This window comes from Paraburkholderia sp. SECH2 (assembly GCF_030464795.1).
Lineage (GTDB): Bacteria > Pseudomonadota > Gammaproteobacteria > Burkholderiales > Burkholderiaceae > Paraburkholderia > Paraburkholderia aspalathi.
The window spans coordinates 1-12,998 of sequence record NZ_JALPRH010000027.1; the positions used below are offsets into that span (position 1 = coordinate 1).

Genomic DNA, 12,998 nt, shown 5'->3' on the forward strand with positions numbered 1-12,998 from the left:
CCACTAACAATTCAAGGAAAGGCACCAAAGCCAGATCAAGGAAAGGCCAAAGCCCTAATAAAACTGACAAAAGCGCCACCAATACCAAAATTAATACAGAGCCAGAATAAACAAAGAAAATACAACAACACCAAAATCAAATAAGAAAAACGAAACAGCAACCCCAAACCCCTGCTCCGCAGGGGCCCAATCACATTTCCCCACATAACGCCAAAAAAATCCAAACCTAATCACCACTGCATGAAATGCAAAAAACAACACATTTCCCCACTTAACAGCAACATCAAAAAACCCCAATACCACTTCAACACCGGATAAAAACGATTTCAGCTATAGTCGCCATTTTCCAGTACCAGCCGGGCAACAAAAGAGCATCAATAAGCCCGCCACAAGGAGTAAAGAAAATGAACGCCCGCGAACCTGCTTTCGTCTCCGCTTCCCGCAGCGCACGCCTGCGCCAGATGCTCGTCAGCAACGAACTCGAATTCATGATGGAGGCCCACAACGGTCTCTCCGCCCGTATCGTCCGTGAAGCCGGCTTCAAGGCGATCTGGGGTTCGGGTCTCGCGATCTCCGCCCAATTCGGCGTGCGCGACAACAACGAAGCCAGCTGGACGCAAGTCGTCGACAACCTCGAATTCATGGCCGACGCCAGTGATCTGCCCATCCTCCTCGATGGCGACACCGGCTACGGTAACTTCAACAACGTGCGACGCCTCGTGCGCAAGCTCGAACAACGCGGCATCGCCGGCGTCTGCATCGAAGACAAGCAATTCCCGAAAACGAATAGCTTCATCAACGGCGAAGCGCAGCCGCTCGCCGATATGGACGAGTTCTGCGGCAAGATCAAAGCCGGTAAAGACTCGCAGTCGGATGAAAATTTCTCCATCGTCGCGCGCGTCGAAGCACTGATCGCCGGCTGGGGCATGGACGAAGCGCTGCGTCGCGCGGAAGCCTATCGGCAAGCCGGCGCCGACGCGATCCTGATTCACAGCAAGCTCTCGCGTCCCGATGAAATCCTCGAGTTCGCGCGTGAGTGGGCCGGCCGCGGGCCGCTCGTCATCGTGCCGACCAAGTACTACAGCACGCCCACCGAAGTGTTCCGCGAAGCCGGCATCAGCACGGTTATCTGGGCAAATCATCTGATCCGCGCAGCAACCTCGGCCATGCAGGCCGTCGCCAAGGAAATTCATTCGAGCGAAACGCTCGTCAATGTCGAAGACAGCATCGCCGCCGTCAACGAAATCTTCCGTCTGCAAGACGCCGACGAATACTCGGAAGCCGAAGACCGCTATCTGTCGAGCGGCCGCTCGGCGGGCTCCGCCATTGTGCTCGCGGCCAGCCGCGGCAAGGGCCTCGAAGCCGTCACCGAAGATCGTCCGAAAGTCATGCTGCCGATCGCGGGCAAGCCGCTGTTGCGCTGGCTCATCGATGCGTTCAAGAAGCAGAGCGTCAACGACATCACCGTGGTCGGCGGGTATCGTGCCGATGCGATCGATACGGCCGGCATCAAGCTGGTCGTCAATGAACGTCACGCGCAAACCGGCGAACTGGCGTCGCTCGCCTGCGCCGTCGACAAGCTCGCGGGCGATACGGTCATCTCCTACGGCGACCTGCTGTTCCGCAGCTACATTCTGCGCGACCTGGTCGAGAGCGAAGCCGCGTTCAGCGTGGTGGTCGATTCGTCGCTGACCGATGCGGAAAACGCCAGCGTGCGGGACTTCGCATGGTGCTCGGCAGCCGACGATCGCGGGCTGTTCGGCAACAAGGTCACGCTGCGTCATGTGTCGAGCGGGCAGGACGCAAGCTCGGCCATCGCTTCGCAAACGCCGCATGGCCGCTGGGTCGGTCTGCTGAATGTACGCGGCGAGGGGCGTGAGCGTTTGCAAGCGGTACTCGGCAAACTGCAGGCGCGCCCGGATTTCGATTCACTCGATATGCCCGCGCTGCTGAACGCGCTGATCGAAGCGGGTGAATCGATCGAAGTGCAATACGTGCACGGCCACTGGCGCGGTGTGAACGATCTGGAAGACTTCCGTCGTGCCGGCGATTTCGCGCATGCACAAGCACCGTTCGCAGCGGCCGGCGGCAAGACGAACGAAGCCAGCGGAGCCGCGCAATGATCGAGGCGGCACAGTTCGTCGAGGCGGCGCGTGAGCGAGGCTTCGATTGGTATGCAGGTGTACCGTGCTCGTATCTGACGCCGTTCATCAACTACGTGTTGCAGGACGAATCGCTGCATTACGTCTCGGCAGCCAATGAAGGCGATGCGGTTGCGTTGATCGCCGGTGTCACGCTCGGCGCGCAGAACGGCCGGCGTGGCATCACGATGATGCAGAACTCCGGCCTCGGCAATGCGGTGAGTCCGTTGACTTCGCTCACGTGGACCTTCCGTCTGCCGCAGTTGCTGATCGTGACGTGGCGCGGGCAACCTGGCGTCGCGGACGAACCGCAGCACGCGCTGATGGGCCCGGTCACGCCCGCGATGCTCGATACGATGGAGATTCCGTGGGAGACCTTCCCGACCGAAGCCGACGCGATCGGCCCGGCGCTGGATCGTGCAATTGCTCATATGGATGAAACCGGCCGGCCGTACGCGCTCGTGATGCAGAAGGGCAGCGTGGCGCCGTACGAGTTGAAAGAGGGCGCCGCCGGTGCTCGCCGCGTGCCGGTCGCGCCGCGTTCGCAGTTCAAAAACGTCGCGGCGAATGAACTGGCTTCGCGTCACGATGCGCTGCAGAAAGTCATCGCGCACACGCCGCTAGAATCGACGGTGGTGCTCGCGTCGACCGGATTTTGCGGCCGCGAACTCTATGCCATCGACGACCGTCCCAACCAGTTGTACATGGTCGGCTCGATGGGTTGCGTAACGCCGTTCGCGCTGGGTCTCGCGCTTGCCCGCCCCGACCTGCACGTGGTCGCGCTCGACGGCGACGGCGCCGCGCTGATGCGCATGGGCGCATTTGCGACGCTCGGCGCGTACGGTCCGTCGAATCTCACGCACGTGCTGCTCGATAACGGCGCGCACGACTCGACCGGCGGCCAGGCGACGGTGTCGTCGCAAGTCTCGTTTGCGGGTGTGGCTGCGGCGTGCGGTTACGCGTCGGCGGTTGAAAGCGACGACGTCAACGTGATCGACGAACTGTTCGAAACAGCGCCGTCGACCCACGGTCCGCGCTTCGCCCGACTGGCGATTCGCCGTGGTACGCCCGATGGCCTGCCGCGTCCCACTATCACCCCGCCCGATGTGAAGACGCGCCTGATGCGCCACATCGGCGCCGCTTAAGGAGTGCGCTCAATGCTGCTGCTCAATCCCGGTCCGGTGACGCTCACCGAACGCGTCCGCAACAGCCTGTTGCAAACGGATCTGTGCCACCGTGAAAGCGAGTTTTTCGACTTGCAGGAAGAGGCGCGCACGCGTCTGGTCGATCTTTACGGTCTCGACGCGGGCGAATGGCAAGCGGTGCTGATGACCGGTTCCGGCACGGCCGCTGTTGAAAGCATGACCGCCGCGCTGGTGCCGCAAAACGGCAAGCTGCTGGTCGTGGAAAACGGCGTGTACGGCGAGCGTATTTCGCAGATCGCCACGCAATACGGCATCGCGCACGAGTCGCTGAAACACGACTGGATGCAGGCGCCGGATCTCGCGAAGATCGCCGAACGCCTCGACGCGGACAAAGCGTTCACGCACGTCGCCGTGATTCATCACGAAACAACCACAGGCCGTCTGAACGATCTGCAAGCGCTCGGTGCGCTGTGCCGCGGACGCGGTCTGCGTTTGCTGGTGGATGGCGTCAGCAGTTTCGGCGCGGAAGCGATCGATTTCGCCGACGCCAGTCTCGACGCCGTCGCAGCGACCGCGAACAAGTGTCTGCACGGCGTGCCGGGCGCATCCTTCGTGCTGGTGCGGCGCGCGGCGCTCGCGCAGGCGGCGAGCCGCACGTATTACCTGGACCTCGGACGCCTCGCGCGTCTGCAGGATCAGCGCAATACGCCGTTCACGCCGTCGGTCCATGCGTATTACGCGCTGGTCGAAGCGCTGCGCGAACTCGCCGACGAAGGCGGCTGGCAGGCGCGCCACGCGCGTTACGCGGCGCTCGCCGAGCAGGCTCGCGCGGGTCTCGCGGAGCGGGGCATCGGCAGCGTGTTGCCGCCGGAGCAGTCGTCGGTGGTGCTGCGCGCGTATCGCTTGCCGGGCGGCGTCACGTATCCGCAACTGCACGACGCGCTGAAGGCGCGCGGCTTTGTCATCTATGCCGGTCAAGGCGGCTTGTCGGCCGAACTGTTCCGCATCTCGACGATGGGCAACATCCATGCCGCCGACATCGACCGTCTGCTGCAAGGTTTTAGCGAGCTGACGCGCTAAAGCACGCGATCAGTCGCGCTTGCTGTCATGGTCCGGTAGCAATCCGGTAGTGATCCGGTAGCACGCGCGTGGTGCCGTCACACCGGGTCTTTGTCCGGCGGTCCATCCGGCCGTTGCGGCTCCTCGGTGTGATGACCCGGCGACGGCGGCACGAGCGGATCGGCTTCCGGATCCCGGTTCGGATCGGCGTTCGGGTCGGGAATCGGGCTGGTATGCATGTCGTAGCTCATTGCATCACCTTTGAGTTGAGAGGCGAACGGAAAGCGGGTGGTACGGCCGCTGTCGGTCGAGTTCACCCACACGCCAGCCGTTTCCTTCTAGCGTAGGCGATCCAGCACGCCGCGCACCCCTTACTTTTTCCTGCGGCGACCCACGCTCAATTGCCAGTAGCGTTCGGTGTCGAAAACGTCGTCGTAATTGCCCGCGCCGAAGGCGCGCAGCTGGCTTGCGTAAGCGTTCACGGCTTCGCGTTTGAGCTGCGTGCGGCGCGGGAGATCGATCGTGTGGCCGACGCTCGGATAGGCCGGCGTCGCGACGACGCCGCGTTGCGCGAGGTCGGCGAGCCGCGCCTGCACGACGCCGGGCGTGCGACGATGGATCGCGTCCTCGTAGGCGAACCACGTGAGATGCGACAGGCGCGGCAGGATTTCGCAGCAGGCTTCGAACACCAGCACATGATCGTCATGATGCAGGCCGAGCGGCATGAGCAGCGTGTTCGCGGTCGTGCGGTAGATGGTCTCTTCAAGCCCGGCCGCCAGCTTGCTGATCGACGGCGAGTCCAGGTATTGGCTGCCGCGAAATGGCATGCGTAGCGGAATCGCGTCGAGCACTTCCAGGGCGAGGTTGTCTTCGAGCGTGCGGGCGTGGGTGGCCTGGCGGGCGTTCGCGAATCCCGATTTCTGATCCCATTCGGTATGCATTTCGTGCTCGGGCGGCGCGGCAAACACCGTGCAGACCGCGGCATCAGGATGGGCGGCGAGTAGTGCGCCGCAACTGAAGACGGCGTCGTCGAAATGGGGTGAGACGATGAAAAGGCGTGGGCTGGTTTCGCTCATGGGACATGGGTAGTTTCGAAACGCGCGGGGCCGCATTCGAAGCTTCGATATTGCGCGCGACAAACTTGCTGGATTGGCGGCGTCACATCAGCTTAGGCGGAATTGTCGCGACTTGTGTAACCGGAGTGGTCGTCGCAAGCGGCATGCCTGAGTGGGCCGGTTCTGCTGTGGGTCCCGCAGAGGCTCACAGTTGTGCAACGGGCCTATCCCGAACATGCTCACCTTTAGCGGGCGGGTTGTCTCCCGCCAACGCCGCCAACGCCGCCAACGCCGCCAGCGCCGCCGCGCGGCTGAACGCCGCCGCAATGGTCGCCACGACGTCGTCGCGTAACGTGGCGTCGGTCATTCCTAGTGCATACGACGGATGCCAGGTCGGCACGATCAGGCGGCCGTTGTGAGCGATGGTTTGCCCGAGGTATTCGGACAGATTGACGTGCGGGCCGGTCAGCGTTTGCAACGCCGTCGCGCCCAGTGTGACGACCACGCGTGGTGCGACCTGCGCTAGTTCTTTTTCCAGCCAGTACTGGCAAGCCTCGACTTCGCGCCACACGGGCGTGCGATGAACGCGCTGCTCGTCGAGCGTTTCCCATTTGTAATGCTTGACGGCATACGTCAGGTACAGCGCCTCGCGCTCCAGTCCGGCGCGCGCCAGCACGGTGTCCAGCAGTTGACCGGCCGGCCCGGTGAAGGGCTCGCCGTGCTGGTTCTCGTACTCGCCCGGCTGCTCGCCGATCACCATGATTGCGGCAGGCGCGGGCCCGGCGCCTGCAACCGCCTGTTTCGCGTTGCGCCATAACGCGCAGCGCCGGCAGGTGGCGAGCGGACCAGTGGGCTCCCGCAAAGGGGGCGTCACGGCCGAATACTCGATTGGCGGCATGGGCGGAACGGTGACGGCCGCGCTTTGCGCGCCGAGACGGCTGCGTTCGCGCGCGAGGTGTGCAGGCAAAGGTGGACCCGCGGGCGGCCTTCTCCAGTAGCGCAGCGGCACCGGCGACGGCTGGGCATTGAAGGCGTTGCAGTAGTACGCGAGCCAGAGCGCTTCCGTGGGGGTGCTGGTGATGGCTTCGCCGGTCATGGCGTTGGTCTCTAATAGAGGCGCGGCTTGCTCACACTCCGCCATGAGCGGCCGGTCGGTGCGCAGCAGCATGCCGTTCCAGAACACCGCGCCGTGCGGCGTGGCCAACATCCACGTGGAATTGCCCGTGCGCTTGGCGAACCGCTCGGCGGCACGCTCCAGCAAGTCATGATGCGGCTCGTACCAGCCGACGAATTCGGGCGGCTCCATCGACGGATCACGCCGTCTGAACAAGGTGAGTGTCAGCAGATCCTCGGTTTCGCGTTCGATAGTCCGGATGCGTTGATCCAGCAGCGCGCCGTCGGGGTCGTCGAGATCGAGGACGTTGCGCTCGCCGCGCGTCCAGCGCCACAGGACGCGGTACAGCAGCGCCCAGCGGTCCGGCGCACGGAAGCAAGCCGCCGTTTTCAGCCAGGAGAGCAGTTCGCGGGGAATCGCGGGCGTGGCGAAGACGGGGGCAGGAGCGACTACTGTCTCGGAGGCGCTCGCCGTCGCGAAGGCGGACTCAGTAGCCAGCACGCCCGGCGCCCCGGCTTTACCTTCAGACTCAACCCACTCGATCTGCGAGGGCTCGACACCTTGCTGCAGCAGCACCCGCGCGGCGCGCCGCCATATGGCGAAAGACGGTTCGATCGAAATGCGTTTCATGCTGACGCGCCGTGGATACGCGCATCGAGATGCGTGTACCTATGCGGCCAAAATACTGTATAGATATACAGTATGCGCTAAAACGCCGGCCTGGATCAAGTCTGCCGGATCAAGCCTGCGCAACAACGGGCGCACGTCAATTGCAACTGGAGCAGAGACACGTCCGCAGACCCATCACCAGGGAACGACCCTTCCGAGGTAATCAAGGTAATGCAAACCGGCGCGCCCTTCATAAGCCTCGATCGTATTGACCAGGTTCGGAATGCTTTCCCCGATGGTCAAGCGCGCCGTAGGACCACCCATGTCTGTCTGGACCCATCCAGGCGCCATCAGCAGGAGGCAGCGCGGAGACTCGGCGCTGCGCGCCGCGAAGGTCCGCATGAACATATTCAGTGCGGCCTTGCTCCCCCGGTAGACTTCGAAATTCGCGTTGGTGGCATTCGTGAGACTGCCTTGCCCCGAAGACATGACGCCGATCGTTCCAGTCGGCGGGACAAGATCCTGAAACGCGTCAATGACTCTCATCGGACTCAGCGAGTTCGTTACCATCACCCGCACAAATTCCTCGGTCGAGACATCCGCGATCGTTTCACCATCTTCGTTGACGACGCCTGCGTTCACAAAGAGCACATCGATACGCCGATCTGCAAGGCGGCCACGCAACGCTGCGATCTGTTCGGGAATCGTGATATCGACAATTTCTACTTCGAGCGCGCCAGCAGCGGCTTCCGCGACCTGCCGAAGCTTGTCGGTCGAACCCGTTCGCCCGGTGGCGATGACCTGATAGCCGCGCTTCAAATACTCCTCGACCATCGCAAATCCAAGGCCGCGCGAGGCGCCGATCAGGAGGACGGTTTTCTGTGAAGGTGTGTTTTGCATTGGCATTCCCGGTAAGCGAAGCCGCTCTCGAACCTGCACGTAACGAGAGCGATCCTCGTAGGTAAATCGTTCAAACCAATATAGCGATGCATAGGGAATGGCGGAAGCCGCGCTGAATGCAACTAATATCTGCATCAGACGCCTTATCTCACCTCCGCTGACTACGATAAAAAAATGCCTGAACCGGACCTGAATCTCCTTTTCGCGCTCGATGCATTGCTCGCCGAGAAAAACGTGACGCGCGCGGCCCGGTCGTTGCATTTGAGTGCGTCGGCAATGAGTCGCACGCTGACTCGTCTTCGTGCCGCGACTGGCGATCCATTACTGGTCCGGGCCGGACGCCAGATGGTGCTGACGCCGTATGCAGAGGAGATCCGTGAGCGAACACAAAATATCGTTCAGGAGGCGCGTTCCTTACTGCGTCCGTCGCCCGCCGCGCTGGATTTTTCAACCTTGCACAGAACCCTGACGATTCGTGTCAACGAAGCTTTCGTGGAAGCCTTCGGTGCGCCATTGATTGCTGAAGTGACGGCATTGGCGCCGTTTGTGCGTTTGCACTTTTCGTCCAAGCCGGAAAAGAACGCGGAATATCTGCGCAATGGCTCCGCCGATCTCGAGATCGGTGTTCAGGAGGAAATGGGGCCCGAAATTCGCGTGCAGGCCTTGTTTCGAGACCGCTACCTCGGGGTTGTCAGAAAGGGGCATCCCCTCGACCTGAAACAGGACGTGACGATCGAGCAATACGCAGCGTTTGGTCACGTCGTCGCTCCGTACGGTCGCCAGACAATCGATACGCTTGACGCTGCGATTGCCCTGGCGGGTTTGGAGCGAACGACCGTAGCGGTTGTGCCGAGCTTTCCGGCCGCATTGGCAGTGGCACGAGCGTCCGATCTCGTCGCGCTCCTGCCTGCATCTTTTGTGAATACTCAGCCCGGTGTAGCAGTCAGCGTCTACGCGTTCGAGCTTCCTGTGGCGACTGAAGGTTTTACGGTTTCCCAGATGTGGCATCCTCGTTTGGAGAATGACCCGGTTCATCGTTGGCTTCGGCAGCTCGTTCTTAGAATGTGCCGTCAGCAGGTGTCGTCAGGTTAAACGTTGCGCAGATCTTCCGGCGTATCCACGTCGCGCAAGATCCCTGGATCGTCGACATCCAGCCGCATGACCCGCTGCGAGGTCAACAGCGCGCGTGCGCCAGTGTCGCCGTCGAGCGCGATCAATGCGTCCCGATGCTCGATGCCGAAGCCCACCGGATGGCCGCGCTGTCCCTGATAAAACGGCGCGACGATCGAAGCGCCGCCGTCGAGCGCACGCGCCACTTCTTCGATTGTCGGGATGGCGATGCGCGGCATATCGGCAAGCGCGACGATCCAGCCCTCGGCGTCTTCGCAGGCCTCGACGCCGGCGGCGAGACTCGCACCCATGCCACGATTGGCGCTCTCGGCGAACACCACGTCGCAGCCGGCGTCGTTCAGGAGGCGCGCGAGAGCGTCCGAACCCGGCCGCACCACGGCCAGCACACGCGAGACAACCCGTAACAGCCGGTGCGCCGCTTCGTGCGCGACGGGCGTGCCGTCGGGCATCTGGGCGAGGAGCTTGTTGTGCAGGCCGTCCGGGTCGAAGCGGGAGCCGAAGCCGGCGGCGAGCAACACGCCAGTAGCGAGCGAGGCGTAGGCCATGGACGGGCACCGATAGAAGGGACGTGCCCGATTGTGCGATGCAACGCATCGGCAGGCAAGCGCCAATGCATCAGCCGTTATGCGCGCATCGTCCCCATCACCTTGTCGAGCGTCACCGGCAGATCGCGCACGCGCACACCGGTCGCGTGATACACGGCATTCGCGATGGCTGCCGGTACGCCGGTGATGCCGATTTCGCCGATGCCGCGCACGCCGAGCGAGTTGACGTACGGGTCAGGCCGATCGATGAACGTGATGTCGAGCGAACCGATGTCGGCATTCACCGGCACGTGGTACTCGGCGAGGTTTGCGTTAGTGAAGCGCCCATAGCGCGTGTCGAGCGAGGTATCTTCCTGGAGCGCCGCCCCCACGCCCCACACGATGCCGCCCAGCATCTGGCTGCGCGCGGTTTTCTGGTTCAGCACGCGGCCCACGTCATAAACGCCGACCACGCGCGCCACGCGAATCGTGCCGAGGTCCGCGTCGACGTGGACTTCGGCAAACACGGCGCCAAATGAGTGAAGCGAGTATTTCTGCCGTTCATCACCGGGTTTGACCGTCGCGGTGGCCTCGATCGGTTTGCCACCGGAGCGCGCGATGATCGCCGCCGCGGGATCGCGCTTCGCCGGTTGCGAACGGCTCATGACCCAGCCGTTCTCCACCGTGATGTCGCCGAGCGCGATGCCGTGCACCGGCGAGGCTTCGTCGGCGAGCGCCAAGGCGATCAGTTGGCTACGCGCCTGGCTTGCGGCCTCGCGCACGGCAGGCGAAACGCTCGCCGCCGATTGCGAGCCGCCCGATCCTGGCGCTTTCGGCAGCGACGAATCGCCGAGTGCGAAGTGAATGTTTTCCGGCGCGAAGCCGAGGGCGTCGGCGGCCACCTGGGTCATGACCGTGTAGGTGCCGGTGCCGAGATCCTGGGTGCCGGAGGCAACCATGGCGCTGCCGTCCGGCAGAATCCGCGCGATGGCCGCGGCTTCGCTGCGGTTGGCCGGATAGGTGGCGGTGGCCATGCCCATGCCGATCAGCGTATTGCCGTTGCGCATCGAGCGTGGCGCGGCAGTGCGCCGCGACCAGCCGAATTTCTCCGCGCCGATCTGATAGCACTCGCGCAAGGATTTGCTCGACCACGGCTTGTTTTCCTGCGGATCGGCATCGGCGTAATTCTTTAGACGCAGCGCGAGCGGGTCCATCTTCAACGCGACAGCGAGTTCGTCCATTGCCGATTCGAGCGCGAACGAGCCGGTCGTCTCGCCGGGCGCGCGCATGAAGGTCGGCGTGCCGAGATTCATCGGCACGATCCGGTGCGTCGTGATCTGATTGGGCACAGCGTACAACATGCGCGTGACCATGCAGCAGGTCTCGGTCCAGTCTTCGAACATTGACGTGTTCGACGTACTGTCGTGGCGCATCGCCGTCAGCGTGCCGTCGTGCCGCGCGGCAAGCGTGAAATGCTGCTCGGTGCGCGGCCGCGCGCCGACGGAGCCGAACATCTGCGGCCGCTCGAGCACGAGGCGCACCGGGCGCCCGGTCTGTTTCGCCGCCATCGCGCACAACGAAACGTGCGACCACGACGAACCCTTGCAACCGAAGCCGCCGCCGATAAACGGCGAAATCACGCGCACGTCGCCGGGCGGCATGCCGAACGTCCTGGCAACCGCCTGCGCCGCATTGCTCACGCCTTGCGTCGAGTCGTAGAGCGTGAGTTGCGGGCCGTCCCAGTGCGCCATCGTGGCGTGCGGCTCCATCGGGTTGTGATGCTCGATCGGCGTGGTGTAGACGGCATCGACGTGGACCGGGCCGCTGCGCAACCCGTCCTCGAAGTCGCCGCGTTGCGTGTCGGTGGTGCGCCCTTGCGGTTTGTCGGGCGCATGTCCGTTCGGCTTCGCTTGCGTGAAATCGAGTACCGCGGCGCTGCTCTGATACGTGATGCGCAACTGTCGCGCGGCATCGGTGGCATGTTCGAGCGTATCGGCAACCACCACCGCGACCGGCTCGTTGTTGTAGTGAACCTGGCTGTCCTGCAGCAGCGACAGTCGCCTGCCTGCCGGCGGCGTCAACGCGGGCTTGCCGCCATTCGGCAGGCGCGGCGCGTTCTGATACGTCATCACCAGCAGCACGCCTGGCAATGCCTGCGCGCGGCTCGCGTCGATCGACGCAATCGTGCCGCTTGAAATCGTGCTGGTGACCAGCACCGCATGCGCAAGCCGCGCCTCGGGGAACTCGGCGGCGTAGCGCGCTTCGCCGGTGACTTTCAGCAGACCGTCGATACGGTCGAGCGGTTGACCGATCAGATTCATGCGACACCTCCGGTGCGGCCCGCGGCCAGATTTACTGCGCGCACGATCGCGCGTTGCGCGAGCTGCACCTTGAACGCATTCTCGTGCTGGGGCCTCGCATCGCGTAGCGCGGCGGCTGCGGCGTCATGCAACCTCGCCTGCGTGAGCGGTTGGCCGTTGAGCATCTGCTCGGCCGCACTTGCACGCCACGGTTTGTGCGCGACGCCGCCCAACGCGATGCGTGCGGTTTTCACGTGGTCGCCGTCTATCTGCAACGCGGCGGCTACCGAGACCAGCGCAAATGCGTAACTGGCCCGGTCACGGACCTTCAGATAGTGGGCGTTCGCGCTGAACAAAGGCGGCGGCAAATCGACGGCGGTAATCAACTCGCCCGCCTGCAAAGTCGTATCGATATCGGGCCGGTCGCCGGGAAGGCGATGAAAGTCAGCAAACGGAATCGTTCGCTCGCCTGCGGGTCCGCTTACACGTACGACGGCGTCGAGCGCGGCGAGCGCCACGCTCATATCCGAGGGGTTCACGGCGATGCATTGCGGACTCGCGCCGAGAATCGCCTGCGTGCGATTGTGGCCTTCGAGCGCCGCGCAACCACTGCCTGGTATGCGCTTATTGCACTGCGTGAAGGCGGTGTCGTAAAAGTAGCCGCAACGCGTGCGCTGCATCAGATTGCCGCCGACGGTCGCCATATTGCGCAACTGCGCTGAAGCACCCGCCAGAAACGCTTGCGACAGCAACGGATATTGTTCGCGCACCAGCGCGTGATTGGCGGCATCGCTGTTGCGCACCAGGGCGCCGATACGGATGCCGCCATTGGGCAACGTGGTGACCGTATCGAGTCCACCGATGTGCGTGATATCGATGAGCCGCAGCGGCCGCGCCACGCCGCCCTTCATCAGGTCGAGCAGATTGGTGCCGCCGCCGATGAACACCGCACCCGGTTGCTGCGCCGCGCGCACGGCGCCGGCGACGTCGCCGGCGCGTTCGTAAGAGATCGCATCCATG

General features: G+C 63.4%; 11 protein-coding genes. 4 read left to right on the forward strand and 7 right to left on the reverse strand.

All coding sequences use genetic code 11. The annotated features are described in order from the left end of the window. Positions 1-404 precede the first annotated feature (404 nt). Genes aepX through M0D66_RS31240 form a run of 3 tightly spaced genes read left to right on the forward strand, consistent with a single transcriptional unit; the run spans position 405 to position 4,366 of the window. Positions 405-2,123, forward strand: a complete 1,719-nt coding sequence (aepX, locus tag M0D66_RS31230) for a phosphoenolpyruvate mutase (RefSeq protein ID WP_093632980.1) — start codon at positions 405-407, stop codon at positions 2,121-2,123. Continuing rightward, entirely contained in the window at positions 2,120-3,286 is a 1,167-nt protein-coding gene (gene aepY, locus M0D66_RS31235; RefSeq protein WP_211702704.1) for a phosphonopyruvate decarboxylase, read from the forward strand. Before aepX ends, aepY begins: the two co-directional genes overlap by 4 nt. 12 nt (positions 3,287-3,298) lie before the next feature. Further along, entirely contained in the window at positions 3,299-4,366 is a 1,068-nt protein-coding gene (locus M0D66_RS31240; protein ID WP_266212469.1) for a 2-aminoethylphosphonate aminotransferase, read from the forward strand. A 77-nt stretch (positions 4,367-4,443) separates the two neighbouring features. Here the strand turns inward: M0D66_RS31240 and M0D66_RS31245 are convergent, their stop codons facing one another. From M0D66_RS31245 to M0D66_RS31260, 4 genes are all read right to left on the reverse strand, one after another. Further along, positions 4,444-4,668 (reverse strand): hypothetical protein, encoded by a 225-nt coding sequence (locus M0D66_RS31245; protein WP_093632977.1) that lies wholly within the window; start codon positions 4,666-4,668, stop codon positions 4,444-4,446. A 48-nt stretch (positions 4,669-4,716) separates the two neighbouring features. Then, positions 4,717-5,421: a PIG-L family deacetylase gene (locus M0D66_RS31250; RefSeq protein WP_211702706.1), complete on the reverse strand. Its 705-nt coding sequence runs from the start codon at positions 5,419-5,421 to the stop codon at positions 4,717-4,719. 184 nt (positions 5,422-5,605) lie between these two features. Beyond that, positions 5,606-7,144, reverse strand: a complete 1,539-nt coding sequence (locus M0D66_RS31255; RefSeq protein WP_266212470.1) for a UdgX family uracil-DNA binding protein — start codon at positions 7,142-7,144, stop codon at positions 5,606-5,608. Between the two features lie 174 nt (positions 7,145-7,318). Further along, the gene (locus M0D66_RS31260; RefSeq protein ID WP_266212517.1) at positions 7,319-8,023 is read right to left on the reverse strand and encodes an SDR family NAD(P)-dependent oxidoreductase; all 705 of its coding nucleotides are present in this window, start codon (positions 8,021-8,023) and stop codon (positions 7,319-7,321) included. Between the two features lie 174 nt (positions 8,024-8,197). On the opposite strand from M0D66_RS31260, the gene M0D66_RS31265 reads away from it, so the two are divergent. Further along, positions 8,198-9,115, forward strand: coding sequence for a LysR family transcriptional regulator (locus tag M0D66_RS31265; RefSeq protein ID WP_266212471.1), 918 nt, complete (start codon positions 8,198-8,200; stop codon positions 9,113-9,115). On the opposite strand, the gene M0D66_RS31270 is transcribed toward M0D66_RS31265, so the two are convergent. The 3 genes from M0D66_RS31270 to M0D66_RS31280 all read right to left on the reverse strand — a co-directional run bounded on the left by M0D66_RS31270 (position 9,112) and on the right by M0D66_RS31280 (position 12,997). Further along, on the reverse strand, positions 9,112-9,699 hold the full coding sequence (locus tag M0D66_RS31270) for an NTP transferase domain-containing protein (protein WP_266212472.1): 588 nt from the start codon (positions 9,697-9,699) through the stop codon (positions 9,112-9,114). The two genes, M0D66_RS31265 and M0D66_RS31270, sit on opposite strands and share 4 nt — an antisense overlap. Positions 9,700-9,776: 77 nt before the next feature. After that, a complete protein-coding gene (locus tag M0D66_RS31275; RefSeq protein WP_266212474.1) occupies positions 9,777-11,999 on the reverse strand; it encodes a xanthine dehydrogenase family protein molybdopterin-binding subunit in 2,223 nt (740 codons plus the stop codon). After that, positions 11,996-12,997 (reverse strand): xanthine dehydrogenase family protein subunit M, encoded by a 1,002-nt coding sequence (locus tag M0D66_RS31280; protein WP_256457761.1) that lies wholly within the window; start codon positions 12,995-12,997, stop codon positions 11,996-11,998. The genes M0D66_RS31275 and M0D66_RS31280 overlap by 4 nt, the downstream gene beginning before the upstream one ends. Position 12,998 lies beyond the last annotated feature (1 nt).

Excerpts from the sequence above, each read along its gene's own strand:
- M0D66_RS31275 (WP_266212474.1), bottom strand. The coding sequence starts at position 11,999 with ATGAATCTGATCGGTCAACCGCTCGACCGTATCGACGGTCTGCTGAAA.
- M0D66_RS31250 (WP_211702706.1), bottom strand. The coding sequence starts at position 5,421 with ATGAGCGAAACCAGCCCACGCCTTTTCATCGTCTCACCCCATTTCGAC.
- M0D66_RS31265 (WP_266212471.1), top strand. The coding sequence starts at position 8,198 with ATGCCTGAACCGGACCTGAATCTCCTTTTCGCGCTCGATGCATTGCTC.
- M0D66_RS31255 (WP_266212470.1), bottom strand. The coding sequence starts at position 7,144 with ATGAAACGCATTTCGATCGAACCGTCTTTCGCCATATGGCGGCGCGCC.
- M0D66_RS31260 (WP_266212517.1), bottom strand. The coding sequence starts at position 8,023 with ATGCAAAACACACCTTCACAGAAAACCGTCCTCCTGATCGGCGCCTCG.
- M0D66_RS31280 (WP_256457761.1), bottom strand. The coding sequence starts at position 12,997 with ATGGATGCGATCTCTTACGAACGCGCCGGCGACGTCGCCGGCGCCGTG.
- M0D66_RS31270 (WP_266212472.1), bottom strand. The coding sequence starts at position 9,699 with ATGGCCTACGCCTCGCTCGCTACTGGCGTGTTGCTCGCCGCCGGCTTC.
- M0D66_RS31240 (WP_266212469.1), top strand. The coding sequence starts at position 3,299 with ATGCTGCTGCTCAATCCCGGTCCGGTGACGCTCACCGAACGCGTCCGC.
- aepY (WP_211702704.1), top strand. The coding sequence starts at position 2,120 with ATGATCGAGGCGGCACAGTTCGTCGAGGCGGCGCGTGAGCGAGGCTTC.
- aepX (WP_093632980.1), top strand. The coding sequence starts at position 405 with ATGAACGCCCGCGAACCTGCTTTCGTCTCCGCTTCCCGCAGCGCACGC.